The organism is Rheinheimera nanhaiensis E407-8, assembly GCF_000296695.1.
In the GTDB taxonomy this organism is placed as follows: domain Bacteria; phylum Pseudomonadota; class Gammaproteobacteria; order Enterobacterales; family Alteromonadaceae; genus Alishewanella; species Alishewanella nanhaiensis.
Genome location: NZ_BAFK01000009.1, coordinates 56,662 through 72,201 on the forward strand (window position 1 = coordinate 56,662; position 15,540 = coordinate 72,201).

The 15,540-nt window shown below is 54.2% G+C and carries 11 protein-coding genes; 4 read left to right on the forward strand and 7 right to left on the reverse strand.

The window, feature by feature from the left end; all coding sequences use genetic code 11:
- Positions 1-140: 140 nt before the first annotated feature.
- Entirely contained in the window at positions 141-1,490 is a 1,350-nt protein-coding gene (gene chrA, locus RNAN_RS09220) for a chromate efflux transporter (protein WP_008221077.1), read from the forward strand.
- A 15-nt stretch (positions 1,491-1,505) separates the two neighbouring features.
- Here chrA and recG read toward each other — a convergent pair whose 3' ends face one another.
- The 7 genes from recG to RNAN_RS09255 form a co-directional block, all read right to left on the reverse strand.
- Positions 1,506-3,581, reverse strand: a complete 2,076-nt coding sequence (gene recG / locus RNAN_RS09225; RefSeq protein WP_008221079.1) for an ATP-dependent DNA helicase RecG — start codon at positions 3,579-3,581, stop codon at positions 1,506-1,508.
- Positions 3,581-4,408 carry a substrate-binding periplasmic protein gene (locus RNAN_RS09230; protein WP_008221081.1) on the reverse strand — a complete coding sequence of 276 codons (828 nt, stop codon included), beginning with the start codon at positions 4,406-4,408 and terminating at the stop codon, positions 3,581-3,583. The genes recG and RNAN_RS09230 overlap by 1 nt, the downstream gene beginning before the upstream one ends.
- Positions 4,409-4,413: 5 nt before the next feature.
- Positions 4,414-4,806, reverse strand: coding sequence for a RidA family protein (locus RNAN_RS09235; RefSeq protein ID WP_008221083.1), 393 nt, complete (start codon positions 4,804-4,806; stop codon positions 4,414-4,416).
- Positions 4,807-4,811: 5 nt separating this feature from the next.
- Complete coding sequence (gene spoT / locus RNAN_RS09240; RefSeq protein WP_008221084.1) at positions 4,812-6,935, reverse strand: bifunctional GTP diphosphokinase/guanosine-3',5'-bis pyrophosphate 3'-pyrophosphohydrolase; 2,124 nt, start codon at positions 6,933-6,935, stop codon at positions 4,812-4,814.
- 126 nt (positions 6,936-7,061) lie between these two features.
- A complete protein-coding gene (rpoZ, locus tag RNAN_RS09245) occupies positions 7,062-7,337 on the reverse strand; it encodes a DNA-directed RNA polymerase subunit omega (protein ID WP_008221086.1) in 276 nt (91 codons plus the stop codon).
- 46 nt (positions 7,338-7,383) lie between these two features.
- On the reverse strand, positions 7,384-8,016 hold the full coding sequence (gene gmk / locus RNAN_RS09250) for a guanylate kinase (RefSeq protein WP_008221088.1): 633 nt from the start codon (positions 8,014-8,016) through the stop codon (positions 7,384-7,386).
- Positions 8,017-8,227: 211 nt separating this feature from the next.
- Positions 8,228-8,713, reverse strand: a complete 486-nt coding sequence (locus tag RNAN_RS09255; RefSeq protein ID WP_008221090.1) for a PaaI family thioesterase — start codon at positions 8,711-8,713, stop codon at positions 8,228-8,230.
- Between the two features lie 173 nt (positions 8,714-8,886).
- Here RNAN_RS09255 and RNAN_RS09260 point away from each other — a divergent pair, with 173 nt between their 5' ends.
- The 3 genes from RNAN_RS09260 (at position 8,887) to RNAN_RS09270 (ending at position 15,532) form a co-directional block, all read left to right on the forward strand.
- Entirely contained in the window at positions 8,887-11,823 is a 2,937-nt protein-coding gene (locus tag RNAN_RS09260; RefSeq protein ID WP_008221093.1) for a ligand-binding sensor domain-containing diguanylate cyclase, read from the forward strand.
- 112 nt (positions 11,824-11,935) lie between these two features.
- Entirely contained in the window at positions 11,936-13,981 is a 2,046-nt protein-coding gene (locus RNAN_RS09265) for a site-specific recombinase (RefSeq protein WP_008221096.1), read from the forward strand.
- Between the two features lie 84 nt (positions 13,982-14,065).
- The gene (locus RNAN_RS09270) at positions 14,066-15,532 is read left to right on the forward strand and encodes an aminoacyl-histidine dipeptidase (protein WP_040551959.1); all 1,467 of its coding nucleotides are present in this window, start codon (positions 14,066-14,068) and stop codon (positions 15,530-15,532) included.
- Positions 15,533-15,540: the final 8 nt, after the last annotated feature.

A 15,540-nucleotide genomic window follows, 5' to 3' on the forward strand; every position in this document is an offset into this window, starting at 1 on the left:
AGCAGTGTAATGCAGGCTGATGCAGAAGAACAACAGCTGTTGCCTGCTTTAAGTTTGGCGGTGCAGTTTATTTACCCTTTGATTGTCATACTGTTTTGCCATGATACACTGCGTTAGATGTAAAAACGGACATTGATCAGATGACCAAACAGACCGCTGCAGTTACCGCCACGTCAGCAAGCGTTAGCCTGCGCGAAGCGTTTTTATACTGGTTAAAGCTGGGCTTTATCAGCTTTGGCGGGCCGGCCGGGCAACTGGGCATGATGCATCAGGAGCTGGTGGATAAACGCCGCTGGATTTCTGAAGCACGCTTTTTGCATGCGCTGAATTATTGTATGTTACTGCCCGGGCCCGAGGCACAGCAATTGGCCACCTATATTGGCTGGCTATTACACGGTGCCAAAGGTGCCCTAATCGCCGGTTTATTATTTATTCTGCCGTCGTTTTTTATCTTAAGCTTGTTGGCCTGGCTGTATCTGGCGCATGGCGAGGTGCCGCTGGTACAAGGCCTGCTGTATGGCGTAAAGCCGGCGGTAACCGCCATAGTGCTGTTTGCTGCCTGGCGTATCGGTAAAAAAACCTTACACACCCGCGCCCTTAAACTGCTGGCGTTAGCGGCGCTTATTGGCATAGCCGTATTTAAGCTACCTTTTCCCTATATCGTACTGGCTGCGGCCTGTATTGGTTTGCTGTTAATGCGCTTTTGGCCGGCGCAGTTAACAGTACCGCCAGTGTCACATGGCAGTGGCACAGCGCATGCTGCAGCGGGCGATGCAGTGATAAACGACAACACGGCATTACCAAAATGGCAGTTATTTAGCTGGCGCCGGTTTGTGCTGGGTATCGCTCTGGGGCTGGGGATCTGGGCGGTTTCACTTGGTGTGCTGGTACTGTTATATGGCTGGCATAGCCCACAGGCGCAGTTAGGCTGGTTTTTTACCAAGGCGGCGCTGCTCACCTTTGGCGGCGCTTATGCGGTATTACCCTATGTGTATCAGGGCGCGGTAGAGCATTACAGCTGGCTGAGCGCGCTGCAAATGATCGATGCACTGGCGCTGGGTGAAAGCACGCCGGGCCCACTGATTATGGTAGTGGCCTTTGTCGGCTTTATTGCCGGCTGGACCACGCAATTGCTCGGGCCTGATATGCTGCCCCTGGCGGGTATGCTGGCGGCGGCTATTGTGACTTTTTTTACCTTTTTGCCGTCCTTCCTGTTTATTTTAGTCGGCGCGCCGCTGGTGGAAAGCAGCCGTAAACAAGCCGCTTTTACTGCACCGCTGACTGTTATTACCGCTGCCGTGGTGGGGGTGATTGTGAATCTGGCGCTGTTTTTTGGCTACCATGTGCTGTGGCCGCAAGGGGTAAGCGGTAGTTTCGATTGGTTTGCCTTACTGCTGGGTATCGCTGCAGCTATAGCATTATTTCGCTATCAGCAAAGCATTTTGCGGGTGCTGGCGGTGAGTGCACTGGCTGGCGTGATGATCTGGTAGCCGGCATAAACACGGCTAAGCATTACCATAAATTTCTTTATTTGCCAGCCAGCGTTTAATCAGCTGCTCGCAGGCCGCCGGGTTGCGCTGCCACAGTGTGGTGGCCAGCTGTTGGGCCTGGGGTAGTAACTCAGCATCACGGCTTAAGTCGGCTATTTTAAACTGCAGCACTCCGGTCTGGCGGGTGCCGAGCAGCTCGCCGGGGCCGCGAATTTCCAGGTCACGCTGGGCAATAACAAAGCCGTCGTTAGAATCACGCAGTACGCCAAGCCGGGCCTGGGCGGTTTTCGATAGCGGCGCATGATACAACAGCACACAATGCGAGGCGGTGCTGCCCCGGCCAACCCGGCCGCGTAACTGGTGCAGCTGCGCTAAACCGAGCCGCTCAGGGTTTTCAATAATCATTAAACTGGCATTGGGCACATCGACGCCGACTTCAATTACCGTGGTAGCCACCAGCAAGTCTAATTCGCCGCTGCTAAATTGCTGCATCACCGCTTGTTTGTCAGCGGCTTTCAGCCTGCCATGTACTAAGCCAATGCGTAAATCCGGCAGTGCTTGCTGCAGTAGCACTAAGGTGTCTTCGGCGGCCTGATTTTGCAGCGTTTCTGACTCTTCAATTAAGGTGCAGACCCAATAGGCTTGGCGCTGCTCGGTTTGTACCGCACTGCGCACCCGCTGAATAATATCGTCGCGGCGCGTATCCGGTATGGCAACGGTGGTGACCGGTGTGCGCCCTGGCGGCAGCTCGTCAATAACAGAGGTATCTAAATCAGCATAGGCCGTCATCGCCAGGGTGCGTGGTATCGGTGTGGCAGTCATCACCAGTTGATGCGGATAACAGCCTGCAATACCGCCTTTTTCCCGCAATGCCAGGCGCTGGTGTACGCCAAAGCGGTGCTGCTCGTCGATAATAATCAGTGCTAACTGCTTAAAGGCTACTTGTTGCTGAAACAACGCATGGGTGCCGACAATCATCTGGGCGCTGCCAGCGGCGATGGCATCCAGTGTGCTTTGCCGTGCTTTGCCTTTGGTTTTACCGCCCAGCCAGGCCACGTTAATGCCAAGCGGCATAAACCAACGGGCAAAATTAGCGGCGTGTTGCTCGGCCAACAGCTCTGTCGGCGCCATCAGGGCGACCTGATAACCATTACCAATAGCGGTAAGCGCAGCAAGAGCAGCGACGAGCGTTTTACCGGAGCCGACATCGCCCTGCACCAGGCGTAACATGGGTAAGGTTTTAGCTAAGTCGTGACGGATCTCGCTGGTTACCCGCTGTTGCGCCTGAGTGGGCGCAAAGGGCAGTGCGGCCAAAAAGCGTTGCTGCAGGTCGTTATCCATCTGCAGAGCTATGGCCTGTTGCTGCTGGCTTTGGCTGCGCAGTTTATACATGCTCAGCTGCTGTGCCACCAGCTCTTCCATAATCAGCCGCTGCTGCGCCGGATGTTTGCCAAGCTCTAACAATTGCAGGCTGGCATCCGGCGGTGGCCGGTGAATATACTGCAGTGCGTCGGCCAGTGACCAGTTTTGTGCCAGATAGTCAGCCAGATATTCATCCGGCGCACTGCTGCGCAGCTGCAACAAGGCGGCATCGGTAAGATTACGCCAGGTGGCCTGACGCAGGCCCTCGGTAGTGGGGTAAATCGGTGTTAAGGTTTCGCTGACTTCGGTAAGCAGCTCATCATTATGCACCCGGTATTCAGGGTGTAGCATTTCCAGACCGCGCGGCCCGCGTTTGGCCTCGCCAAAACAGCGTAGCAGCACGCCCGGTGTCACGGCATTTTTTTGCGCAGCACTAAAATGAAAAAACCGCAGCGTCAGATAGCCGCTGCCATCTTTAATTTTTACCAGCCAGCTACGCCTTTTACCCAGTTGGATCTCACTGCTGACCACTTCACCCAGCACAGTACCATGCATTAATGGCATAAGATCGGCAATAGCATAAATGCGGGTGCGATCCTCATAGCGTAGCGGTAAATGAAACAGGATGTCCTGCAGGCTGTAGATACCAAGCTTATCGAGCTTTTCAGCCACTTTTGCCCCAACGCCTTTAATAGCCGACACTGGCAGTTTGGCCAACGAGGTGCTCATCAGGGCTTGCTGGCGCCGGCAAGCGGGGCTTGCGTGGGTTCTGCATACAAGCGTGCAACGGTGCCGTCGGCAATCATAGCCGCCAGCTCATCACGCAATTTACCGGCCAGCGCCGCATGCGGGCTAAGGCGGGACAGGCCGATATGAATATAACTTGCCTGGCCGCGGCTTAAGTCGATGGCGGCGCGGCGAAAACGGTGGGCGTAGCCTGCGGTATTGTTGATGGCATCAGTGGTACTGACGGTAGGCGATACCAAACCATCTACCCGCTGGCGAAACACCATTTCCAGCCCGGATTCTATACTGTCCACTTCCACCACGTGGCGCTGCTTTTGCGCCAGCAGTGCCATCATGGCCGGTGAATACAGATAACCGCGGATACTGACCAGCGTCAGCTGCTGCAGCTGGGCTTCGCTGTCGATGCGCCTTTTATCATCGGCGCGCAGAAACAGGCTTTCCGGCACCGTCTGGTTATAAGGCAGCATGTGCATAATGGCATCGCGCTCGGCGCTGAATTTCAGGTTGGTCATTAAATCCACCTTACCTTCGGCCATCAGACGAAAACAGCGGGAAACTGCGGTACGGGGGGTAAACACCAGGCTAAAACCGGCACGCCTGGCCAACTCCTGCATTAAATCTACCGAAGGACCAAAGGGGGTGTTTACCTCTTCATAGTGATGAAAGCGTGGAAAATGATCCAAACACCACAGCAATTGCGGCTGGCTGGCCGAGCGTTGTGGCAGGGGTTCTTCCGCCGCCAGGGGTTGCGCCGCCAACAGGCTGCACAACAAGGCTGGGGTGAGGTAGTGCTGCCACAGGTTTGCCATAGTATTTAATGGGTTGACGGTACTTCCATCACGCCGTCAATTTCAATCTGGGCGCCGCGTGGCAAGGCTGACACCTGTACCGCCGCACGGGCCGGATAAGGCTCAGCAAAGTACTGGCTCATAATCTCATTTACCGTGGCAAACTGGCTTAAATCGGTAAGAAAAATATTCACCTTGACCATGTCGTTTAAGCCGCCGCCAGCTGCTTCACACACCGCCGCCAGGTTGTTAAACACCTGATGGGTTTGCTCGGCAAAGTCTTGTGACACCATTTGCATGCTGGCAGGCACCAGTGGAATTTGGCCGGATAAATACACCGTAGTACCAATTTTTACCGCCTGGCTGTAGGTGCCGATGGCCGCAGGCGCGTCGTTGGTACGGATAATCACTTTAGACATTACTGTTATTTCCTTCTGTAAACTTTCTGTACATCCGGCATCACGCGGATTTTGCGCATCACATTGGCCAAATGCACCCTGTCGCGTACCGACAAGGTAATTTTAATCACATATTCACCGGTGTCTCTGTCGTCGGTCGCTAGATCCTGAATATTGGAGTCCTGGCCGGCAATCAGGGTAGTGAGCTTGGCCAGCACCCCCTGACGGTTGACAATAAACACGCGGATATCGCACAAGAACTGTTTGTCACCGGTTTTATCCCAGCGTACCGGGAAAAACTTACCGGGCTCTTTATCCCAGCCTTTGATATTACGGCAATCGGCGCGGTGCACGTTTAAGCCTTTGCCCGGTGTGGCGCTGGCGACAATATCATCACCCGGTATCGGCCGGCAGCATTTGGCAAAGGTGAGCAGCATGCCCTCAGAGCCAATGATAAAGGCTTTGCTTTTCGGCATCGGGCCGGCATTGTCTTTGCTGCTGGACTCATCCGAGTCAAACTCGCCCAGTAAGCGGCGGGCAACAGCTATGGCCAGCTGGTTACCCAGGCCAATTTCACTGCACAGCTCATCAAGCGATTTTTGTTTAGTGTTTTGCAGCACCTGCTCAATGCGCTCGGGCGCGATATCTTCCAGCTTCACTTCGCCCAGCGCCGAGCCCAGCAATCGGCGGCCTAAACTGACCGACTCGTTTTGCTGCTGCTTTTTCAGGTAGTTGCGTATACCTAAAATCGCCCGGCTGGTTACCACATAGTTCAGCCAGTTAGCATTGGGTTTACCGCCCGGGCTGGTGACAATTTCTACCGTCTGGCCGGTTTCCAGTGGCTTATTTAACGGGTAAGGCCGGCGGTCTACCTTGGCGCCGACGCAGCGGTTACCAATGTCGGTATGTACGGCGTAGGCAAAATCGACAGCGGTGGCGCCAATCGGCAGCTCGACAATTTTGCCCTTGGGCGAGAACACATACAGCTCGTCGGGATATAGCTCCGATTTTACATTCTCGACAAACTCGGTGCTGTTGCCGGCATTTTGCTGCAGCTCCAGCAGGCTTTGCATCCAGCGCCTGGCGCGAATTTGTGCAGTGGTATCCTGATGCTGGCCATTGGCTTTATACAGCCAGTGTGCGGCGATACCCTTGTCGGCCATTTCGTCCATTTCGCGGGTACGCATTTGAATTTCGACCGGTATGCCGTGCGGCCCCACCAAAGAGGTATGCAGCGACTGATAACCATTTTGCTTGGGGATAGCAATATAGTCTTTAAAGCGGATCTCAATCGGTTTATACAGGTTATGCACCACACCCAGGGTGCGGTAGCAATTATCTATGCTGTCTACCACCACGCGAAAGGCATAGATGTCCATCACGTCATTGAACATCAGCTCTTTGTTTTTCATTTTGCGGTAGATGCTGTACAGGTGTTTTTCGCGGCCGCTCACTTCGGCGGCAATACCGGCCTGCTCGAGCCGGCCTAAAATTTCGTGGCGGATTTTTTCCAGCAGCTCATGGCGGTTGCCGCGCGCCTGTTTTACCGCTGTTGACAGCGCACGGTAGCGCATCGGGTACAGCGCCTGAAAGCCCCAGTCTTCCAGCTCGTTTTTAATATTGTGAATACCCAGGCGGTTGGCGATAGGGGCGTACAGCTCTAGGGTTTCTTTGGCAATGCGGCGGCGTTTTTCTGGCCTAAGGGCACCCAGGGTGCGCATATTGTGGGTGCGGTCGGCCAGCTTAATGAGAATAACGCGGATATCCTGCGTCATCGCCATAAACATTTTTTGCAGGTTGGTAACTTCAAATTCCTGATAGTCTTTGAACTTTACCTTATCAAGTTTACTCACACCCTGCACCAGCTCGGCGACGGTATCGCCAAACTGATTGGCTAAATCTTCTTTGCTGACCGGTGTGTCTTCTATCACGTCATGCAGCAGGGCGGCCATCAGGGTTTCATGGTCCAAGTGCATGTCAGCCAGTATGCTGCTTACTGCCACCGGGTGGGTAATATACGGCTCGCCACTGGAGCGGGTTTGCGGCGCGTGCGCGTCTCTCGCCACGATATAAGCCTGTTGCACTAAAGCAACCTGCTCGGGTGGCAAGTAAGCGCTAATCTGATTTTTCAGACCTTCAAATAAATACACCGGTGCTCCCAAACTGCGACAGCAAACAACACACGCCGTTAAGCGCGGGATTTATTATGAATATACGTCTATTTATTGCAGTTGCCAACGGCTAATACGCCGCTGGCCTGCAGATGGCGGGGCTTTTTAGTGGTCTGAACCGATAATCGCAGCAACAGCGGCCATTTCTGACGCTTCCTGTTGCATCTGGTCGCGGCGCTCTTGCTCGTCCAGTACCGAGTTGGTGATCAGGCCTTTTTCAATTTCACGCAGGGCCACCACCGTAGGTTTATCGTTTTCAATATCGACCAGTGGCTCTTTGCCTTCTACGGCTAACTGACGGGCACGGCGTGCAGCCACCAGAATTAAATCAAAACGGTTACCAATTTTATCTACTGCATCTTGAACAGTTACGCGTGCCATCTATTGCTCCGAATGTGCGGGTATTCACCAGACCGCATAGTTTACGCTAGTTTGCTGTTTTCGCCAACAGTTGCGTCAGTAGCGCCTGATGTTTGCTGGCCTGGCTGCCAAAGCTGTTGCGCTGTGCCAGTACGATGCGTTCAAATTCGTTTAGCGCGTTGTCAAAGTTATCGTTAATAATCAGATACTCGTACTCATCGGCATGGCTCATCTCGCTTTGTGCCTGCGCCATGCGCTTGGCGATTACGTCGTTTGAGTCCTGGCCGCGTTTGGTCAGGCGCTGCTCCAGCTCAGCTAAACTGGGCGGCAGGATAAAAATGCCTTTGGCCGAGCTTTCCTGCGTCTTTATTTGCCGGGCACCCTGCCAGTCGATATCTAAAAACACGTCAATGCCACGGCTTAAGCTATCGCGTATGGTACTTTTTGACGTGCCGTAGTAATTGCCAAACACTTCTGCCCATTCAAAAAACTCGTCTTTGGCAATTAAGGCTTTAAATTCAGCAACACTGATAAAGTGGTAATGCACGCCGTCCTGCTCGCCCGGGCGCGGTGCGCGCGTGGTGTGTGATACACTGACCTGCATATCGCTGTGGCGCTTCAGCAGGGCTTGGATCAGGCTGGATTTTCCCGCACCGCTGGGCGCAGAGACGATAAACAAATTGCCGGCTAAGTGTTGCATAAAAGTCAGGCTCGCTTGGGCGTAAGGCGTAAAGACTGCGGATTTTAGTCGTTGTTGGCTATAGCTGCAAATATGATACGAACTTAGTAAGGATTCGGTATACCCTAAGGCAACCGTTGCAGGCCAGGATGGCCGAATCGAGCCCCCATGGATGGGTTCACGGCGTGTTGATGTGGGTATGCCGTCTCCTGCGGTAATGCGACGAAATGAGCTAGCTTTTTTTCTTTTTGGCTTTAACCGACAAGGTTAGCGTAAAGGTAGCCATGGGCTCATCGCCATGCAGGCTGGGGCAGGTTACCACCACCGAAACCGGCTTGTTAATGCGCTCGCCCGTGGCCAGAGATGCATCAATCATCGCATCGATAATATCGCCATCATGGCTGGTAAAGTGCACTGTGGCTTCCGGCCGTTTTAAAAAGTGGCCTGTAACATCTTTAAAAGCAAAATTGGCATTTACGCCGCGGGCTTTGGCTTTGCTAAACACTAAAAACGCGCCGGCAAGGTCGGCACCGATGGCCAGGGCGCCAAAGTAAATACTGCCCAAATGATTTTTGGTGCGCCAGCTGTGCGGCATGGTGACTTCCAGCGTTTTGCTGTCCATCCGCACGATGTTCGGTGAGCAAAAACCAATTAGCGGAATATAGCGCCAGGCGAAAAGTTTTAAGCCCCAGTTAGCTTTACGCAGCGAAGTGGCCATTAAAAAAATCCTGCAATACAAGGTGTCCAGCAGCTTACACTGGTAAGACCATTGCCGCAAGCTGACCGCTCAGGCGGTTAAAAATACCACTCGTCCGGCTTCCGCTGTTGTTGGTAAAACAGGCTATAGTAAAGTCACATCATATTTACGTTTTTTGTAAAGGATGCTGCATTTTGCTCAGGCTTGGTACTTATATCATCACGCTGTGCTGGCTTTGCCTGGTGCCACTGCGAAGTGCCCAGGCCTTGGTGTTAAGCCAACAGGATTATTTGTACCGGGTGTGGTCGGTGGAAGCCGGTTTGCCACAAATTTCGGTGACGGCCATCGTGCAGGATCAGCAGGGGTTCCTCTGGCTGGGCAGCCAAAATGGCCTGGCCCGCTTTGATGGCCTGCAATTTGACGTGTTTAACACGGCGAATATGCCAGAAATGTCGTCTAATTTAATTACCGCCTTGCATTTTGACCAGCAAGGCCGGCTGTGGATTGGCAGTGTGAATGGTTTAATGCGTTACCAGGATGGTCAATTTAGCCGGCTGGACAAAGACGCGCCGCTACAAGGCGCTATTACAGGTTTTGCCGAACTGACCGACGGCACTATGTATATTGGTGGTAGCCGCTTATACCGCTGGCAACAACAGCAGTTGCAACAGGTGCCGGCGCATCAGGGCCCGGTTTTTCAGCTGTTTCAGCACCACGACATTCTTACATATATCGGTGCGCAGGACGGTTTTGCCTCGCTAGATCAGGGCCATTATCAATGGCATGGCAAACCCGATGCGTTGCCAACGATGCAAATCAGTGAGCTGGCATGGCAGGACGGCCAATTATATCTGGGCAGCACGGCCGGTTTATACCGCTGGGCTAATCAGAGCTGGCAGCCAGTCGCGCTGCCTGAGCAGGGCAGCGAAGCGCGCATAGAGCTGCTGTATACCGACACCCAGCAGCGGCTGTGGGTGAGTAATTACAGTAACACCTATTTAATTGAGCGTGGCCAGGTGCAGCGGACTGATTATGTGAAAGGCAAGCACCAGGACTTTGTCTGGGTAGAAAGCATGCTGCAGGATAAACACCAGAACCTGTGGTTTGGCAGTCGCTCGCACGGCTTAAAGCGTTTACGTCAGCCGCCAACCCAACGCTTTAGCAAAGCGCAGGGCATACCCGATCCTTATGTCTGGGCGCTGGAGGCCTGGCAACAGCATGTGCTGGTGGGCACCAGCGCGGGGTTGTCGCTGTTACAATATGGCAAGTTTCAGCCGCTTAGCGCCAATCAGTATCTGCCTAATCCGTTTATCTATAGTTTACTGACCGATGGCGATGATCTCTGGGTGGGTACCCGTGCCGGCCTAAGCCGGCTGGACCGGCAAACGCTGGCCTGGCAGCGCAATTATGACAGTATCAGCCATTTACTGGTGACCACTATGGCACGCCAGGGAGAGCGGTTATGGGTGGGCACCAATGGCGGCTTGTATTATCTGCAGCATGACGAGCTGCGCCAAGACGCCTTGCCGGCGCTACTGCAAACGGCCAAAGTGAGAATAGTGCTGCCAGATCAGCAAAACCGCTTGTGGATAGGCACAGAAAATGGCCTGTATCTGGGCGACAATAGCGGCTTTGCGCCGGTGCTGGATACGCCCTTGTCCGGCAGTTTTATCAGTGTGATTAAACAGTTTGCTGATGGCAACTTACTGATAGGCAGTTTTGATCAGGGTTTTATTTATGGCCAGCCCGGTGCCTGGCACTGGTTTAATCAGCGCAGCGGCCTGCCCGGCAATGGCGTAATGCATGTTGAAAAAATTGATAACCAACTGCTGATCAGTAACTTTCAGGGCTTTTACCGGCTAAGTTATCCGGCGCTGGCGCAGGGCAAAATAGACCAGCTATATATGCTGGTAGACGATCGCCGGCCCGAGGCTGAAACCGACTCACACCGCTGCTGCAATGGTGCCGGCAGTAGCAAGGGTTTAGTGCATCAGGGCCGGGTGTGGTACCCCACTTTAGATGGCGTGGTATCGCTGCCACTGCAGCAGCTTATTCATCACAGCGCAGTGCCAGAGCCTGTGGTTAGCGCTGTTATTGCTGGCGGCCAGCAATACCTGGAGTCGCAAATCAGCCTGCCACCTGAAGCGCGTGACTGGCGCATCCGTTTTACCGCGCCGTTTTTTCTGCAGGCTTCATCACTGGAATTTCGTTATCAGTTGCAAGGTTATGACGAGGACTGGATTTACGCCCTTAACCGGCGCGAAGCGTTTTATACCAACCTGCCGGCTGGCGCCTACCGCTTTTTGCTGCAGGTGCGGGTGGCCGGTGATTACCGCTGGAGCGACACTGTCGAGCTGTCGGTGCAGTTAACCCCCTACTGGTATCAAACCTGGCTGGCGCGTAGCCTGTTTATGCTGCTGGTGGTTCTGGCGCTGTGGGGGCTGTATCGCTGGCGCTTATCGGCCCTGGCCAATGCGCAGCTGCGGTTAGAGTGGCAAGTGGCAGAGCGCACTCAGGCGCTGCATGAGGCAAACCAGAAGTTACAGCAACTGAGTATGCAGGATGCGTTAACCGGCTTGTATAACCGGCACTATGTTGACAGCAATATCCGCCAAATTCTGGCACGGGCCGAGCGCGCTCATGAGCCGCTAACCCTGGCGCTGCTGGACCTGGACCATTTTAAACGTATTAACGATAAGCTGGGCCATCAGATCGGTGACGCAATACTGCGTCAGGTGGCCGACATAGTGCGGCAAAATTGTCGCAGTACCGATCATCTGGTGCGTTGGGGCGGCGAAGAGTTTTTACTGATCCTCGAGCACAGCGCCGATGTGCCGCAGTTGCTGCAGCGGCTGCTGGCCGCCATGCGCAGCCAGCCCTGGCCTTACAGCCAGGTGTTTAGCCGGTTAACCGGTTCGGTCGGCGCGGTAAGTTTTGCGCCGGCGGCCGACTGGCAGCAGCAACTGCAACTGGCGGATCAGGCACTGTACTGGGTCAAACAGCATGGCCGGGATGGCTATTTGCTGCTGGAACACGGCGAGCAGGCCCCTGTTGATGCCGACTTCAGCAGCCTGTTACAACAGCTGCCGGTACATAGCAACAAAACCGCTGAACTATCACCATACTGCTGAACTATCACCATACGGAAGCCACAATAACACATCGCTTAACCGAAAGCGTTTTGCGGCTACTGGCGGTTTTGGGTATAGTCCTGCCATATCTTAACAGCGCCGGAGGCAAAAGATGGATACACTGGGTGCCGTAACCCTGGTTAGAAGTGTGTCAGAGCAGCGCTGCGCCGTTAGTCTGCTTACCAGCCTGGTGAACTGGCTTAGCTACAACGGCCTGGGCGTAGACCACGCTCAGCGGCCACATAAACTATGCGATGCGCTGCAAACCAACCCGAAACATGCTGCAGCTATTAGCGAGGTGTTGTTTAACTGGCTGGGCGAGGTGAATATTTACCCGGCTCTGGTCAACTTAGGCCTGTTTTCCCGCCGCGGCTTTTTCCGTGAAACTGCCTCCCGCCTGTACGAGCGGCTTAACCCGGCACCGCGCGACCAAAACGATTTTAAAGACGTGCTGGTGCAAATGTTTAACGGCAAACCCGAAGCCTTGTGGCTGCAGCAGGGCGGCGCTGAGGCCATGCTAGGCTGCTTTGATGCCTTAGCGGCCCAGTGCAGCGAGGCCACCCTAGCTAAAATGCACGGCCATTTTCGTGAAGAGTGCCTGTACGCGCTGGAAATGCTGGCCATTTGGGTCGCGGCCGAAGAGATAGAACCTGATTTGATGCGCTTAGACCGGCGCCTGGCCAGTGTCGACTCGCCTTTTATTGCCCTTAGCCGTGAGATGAACCTGTTTGTCGAAAGCGGCAAGCAGCAACTGCTAAACCCTGAACTGCCATTATTAGATACCGCGCATTTAGACGTAATGATGGCCCAGTCACGCGAGCAGGTAGAGCGGCTGCGCCGCCGTGGTGCCGGTGTCGGCAGCTCGGTCGCTGTGGCGCATTTACTGGAGCGGTTAGAGCAAACGCTGGATCGGATAGCCTTACTGGTCGATTTACTCATCAGTGAGCCTGCGGTACAGCGGCAAAAACTGTTTAGTTTGTTCAGCACCTTAATTGAAGCCAGCACCGAGCAAAATAGTATCAGTGCGCTGTGGCGCTCCAGCACTCAGATGCTGTCAAAAAGTATCACGGTGAATAAAAGTGGCCATGGCGAGCACTACATTACCCGTGACCGCGCCGGCTTTTTTGCCCTGATGCGCTCGGCCGCCGGTGCCGGTGTGATTATTGCGCTGATGGCGCTGAGTAAAATTTTTATTGAAAGCCAGGGCTTTAGCCCGTTTAACAATGCGTTACTGGTAAGCCTGAATTACGGCCTGGGCTTTGTGCTTATACATATGCTGCACTTTACCATTGCCACCAAGCAGCCGGCGATGACAGCGGCCAGCTTTGCCCAGGAGGTAGAGCGCGGTGAAAACGGCCGCGCGGTAAACCGTAAACTGGCCAGCCTGCTGATTGACGTAAACCGCTCACAGTGGGCCGCCGTGTGGGGCAACGTCAGTGTGGCTATTGTGCTGGCCAGCAGCATAGCGCTGGCTACGGTGCTGCTGCGTGGTACACCACTGCTGGATGCGGCTCAGGTAAGTTATCAGTTGGGTGCTATTTCTCCAGTGACCAGCTTAGCGCTGTTATATGCCGCTATTGCCGGTGTCTGGTTGTTTTGTGCCGGTATTATTGCCGGCTTTTTTGATAACCGCGCCAATTGCCTGGAGCTGCGCCTGCGGCTGTTTCACCACCCGCTGTTAAAAAAGCTGCTGCGTGATGGCCCACGGCAGAAGCTGGCGGATTATCTGCATGATAATTACGGCGCCCTGGCCGGCAACTTTTTCTTTGGTGTACTGCTGGGCATGACCGGTTATCTGGGTTATGTCAGCGGCCTGCCGTTGGATATCCGCCACGTGGCGTTTTCGTCGGCCAATTTGGGCTACAGTGCGGTCAGTGGTGAAATTGGCCTGCTTAGCTTTTTGCTGCACTTGCTGTTTGTGCTGCTGATTGGTTTTGTTAACTTATGGGTCAGTTTTACCCTGGCGCTAACCGTGGCACTGCGCGCCCGTGGCACCCGTATCAGCCGTTTGCCCCTGCTGTTAAAGAGTATTTGGGAACAGGCGCGGCAGCAACCGCTGAATGTGTTCTTTCCGGTCAATGCCATTAAGCAAACGCTGGCAGAAAATGACGTAAAAGCGGAAACAAAAGCTGACAAGCCGCTGACGCAGGACAAGTAACGGCAGGCGGTAGGCTGCAAAGCGCCGGCTGTGTTAAAATGCCGGCCTTTGTTTTTGCCTTATATCAAGCCGCAGGAGCCTGTAGTGTCAGCATTAGCCACCCTTTACCCCCAGCCGTTATGGCAATGGTTCGGCCAAATTTGTGCCATTCCTCACCCGTCAAAATACGAGCAGGCATTAAGCCAGCATATTCAGGCCTGGGCGCGTGATAAAGGCTTAACCGTGCAGGAAGACAAGGTCGGCAACCTGATCATTAAAAAGCCGGCCACGGCGGGCTTTGAAAACCGCAAAACGGTGGTTATTCAGGCGCACCTGGATATGGTGCCGCAAAAAAATGCCGATAAAGTGCATGATTTTACCAAAGATCCTATCGAAGCCTATGTCGATGGCGACTGGGTAAAAGCCAACGGCACTACCTTAGGCGCCGACAACGGCATTGGTATGGCCTCAGCCCTGGCCATTTTAGGCAGCGATGACATTAAGCACGGCCCGCTGGAAGTGCTTTTAACCATCGACGAAGAAGCGGGCATGACCGGTGCCTTTGGCGTTGAGCCCGGTATGCTGGAAGCGGAAATCTTAATTAACACCGACTCCGAGCAGGAAGGTGAAATTTATATGGGCTGCGCCGGCGGTGTAGATGCCGAATTTACCGTGCCGGCACAGTGGCAGGCGCCGGCTGCGGGTGTCACGGCGCTGACCTTAAGCCTGACGGGGTTAAAAGGCGGCCACTCCGGCGTGAATATTCATTTAGGCCGCGGCAATGCCAATAAATTACTGGCGCGCTTTTTAGCCGATAATGCCAGCCGCCTTGAGCTTAGCGTTGCCGCGTTTAACGGCGGCTCGCTACGTAACGCCATTCCGCGTGAAGCCAGCGTAACCCTTACCGTGCCGGCCGCCAAACTGAGCCAGTTACAGCAGCAGGTAGCGGATTATCAGGCACTGTTACAACAAGAGTTAGCCGCCGTAGAGCCAGCGTTAAAGTTAAGCCTGGCAGAAACCACGCTGCCGGCGCAGGTATTAACCGCAGAGGTGCAGGCGCGGTTGGTTAATCTGTTAAACGTCTGCCCCAACGGCGTAATGCGCATGAGCGACGACATTGCCGGTGTGGTAGAAACCTCGCTGAATATGGGCGTCATTACCACCACAGAGGGCAGCGTGCAGCTGCTGTGTTTAATCCGCTCGTTAATTGACAGCGGCCGTGAGCAGGTTGAGGGCATGTTAAGCTCATTAGCGCAGCTGGCCGGTGTGCCGGTAAAGTTCAGTGGCGCTTATCCGGGCTGGAAGCCCGATCCGGCCTCGCCGGTGATGGCGATTGTGAAAGACACCTATCAGGCCATTTACAACAAAGCACCGGTGATTATGGTGATCCACGCCGGTTTAGAGTGCGGCCTGTTTAAAAAGCCGTACCCGGACATGGATATGGTGTCCATTGGCCCCACCATCCGTTTCCCACACGGGCCGGATGAAATGGTCAATATCACCACCGTTGGCCAGTACTGGGAATTGCTGTTAGCCGTGCTGGAGCGTATTCCTGAGCGGGAAGCCGCTTAAAACAAGTC

Bases quoted from the DNA above. Each gene is read 5' to 3' on its own strand.
- chrA (WP_008221077.1), top strand. From the start codon at position 141: ATGACCAAACAGACCGCTGCAGTTACCGCCACGTCAGCAAGCGTTAGC.
- recG (WP_008221079.1), bottom strand. From the start codon at position 3,581: ATGAGCACCTCGTTGGCCAAACTGCCAGTGTCGGCTATTAAAGGCGTT.
- RNAN_RS09230 (WP_008221081.1), bottom strand. From the start codon at position 4,408: ATGGCAAACCTGTGGCAGCACTACCTCACCCCAGCCTTGTTGTGCAGC.
- RNAN_RS09235 (WP_008221083.1), bottom strand. From the start codon at position 4,806: ATGTCTAAAGTGATTATCCGTACCAACGACGCGCCTGCGGCCATCGGC.
- rpoZ (WP_008221086.1), bottom strand. From the start codon at position 7,337: ATGGCACGCGTAACTGTTCAAGATGCAGTAGATAAAATTGGTAACCGT.
- gmk (WP_008221088.1), bottom strand. From the start codon at position 8,016: ATGCAACACTTAGCCGGCAATTTGTTTATCGTCTCTGCGCCCAGCGGT.
- RNAN_RS09255 (WP_008221090.1), bottom strand. From the start codon at position 8,713: ATGGCCACTTCGCTGCGTAAAGCTAACTGGGGCTTAAAACTTTTCGCC.
- RNAN_RS09265 (WP_008221096.1), top strand. From the start codon at position 11,936: ATGGATACACTGGGTGCCGTAACCCTGGTTAGAAGTGTGTCAGAGCAG.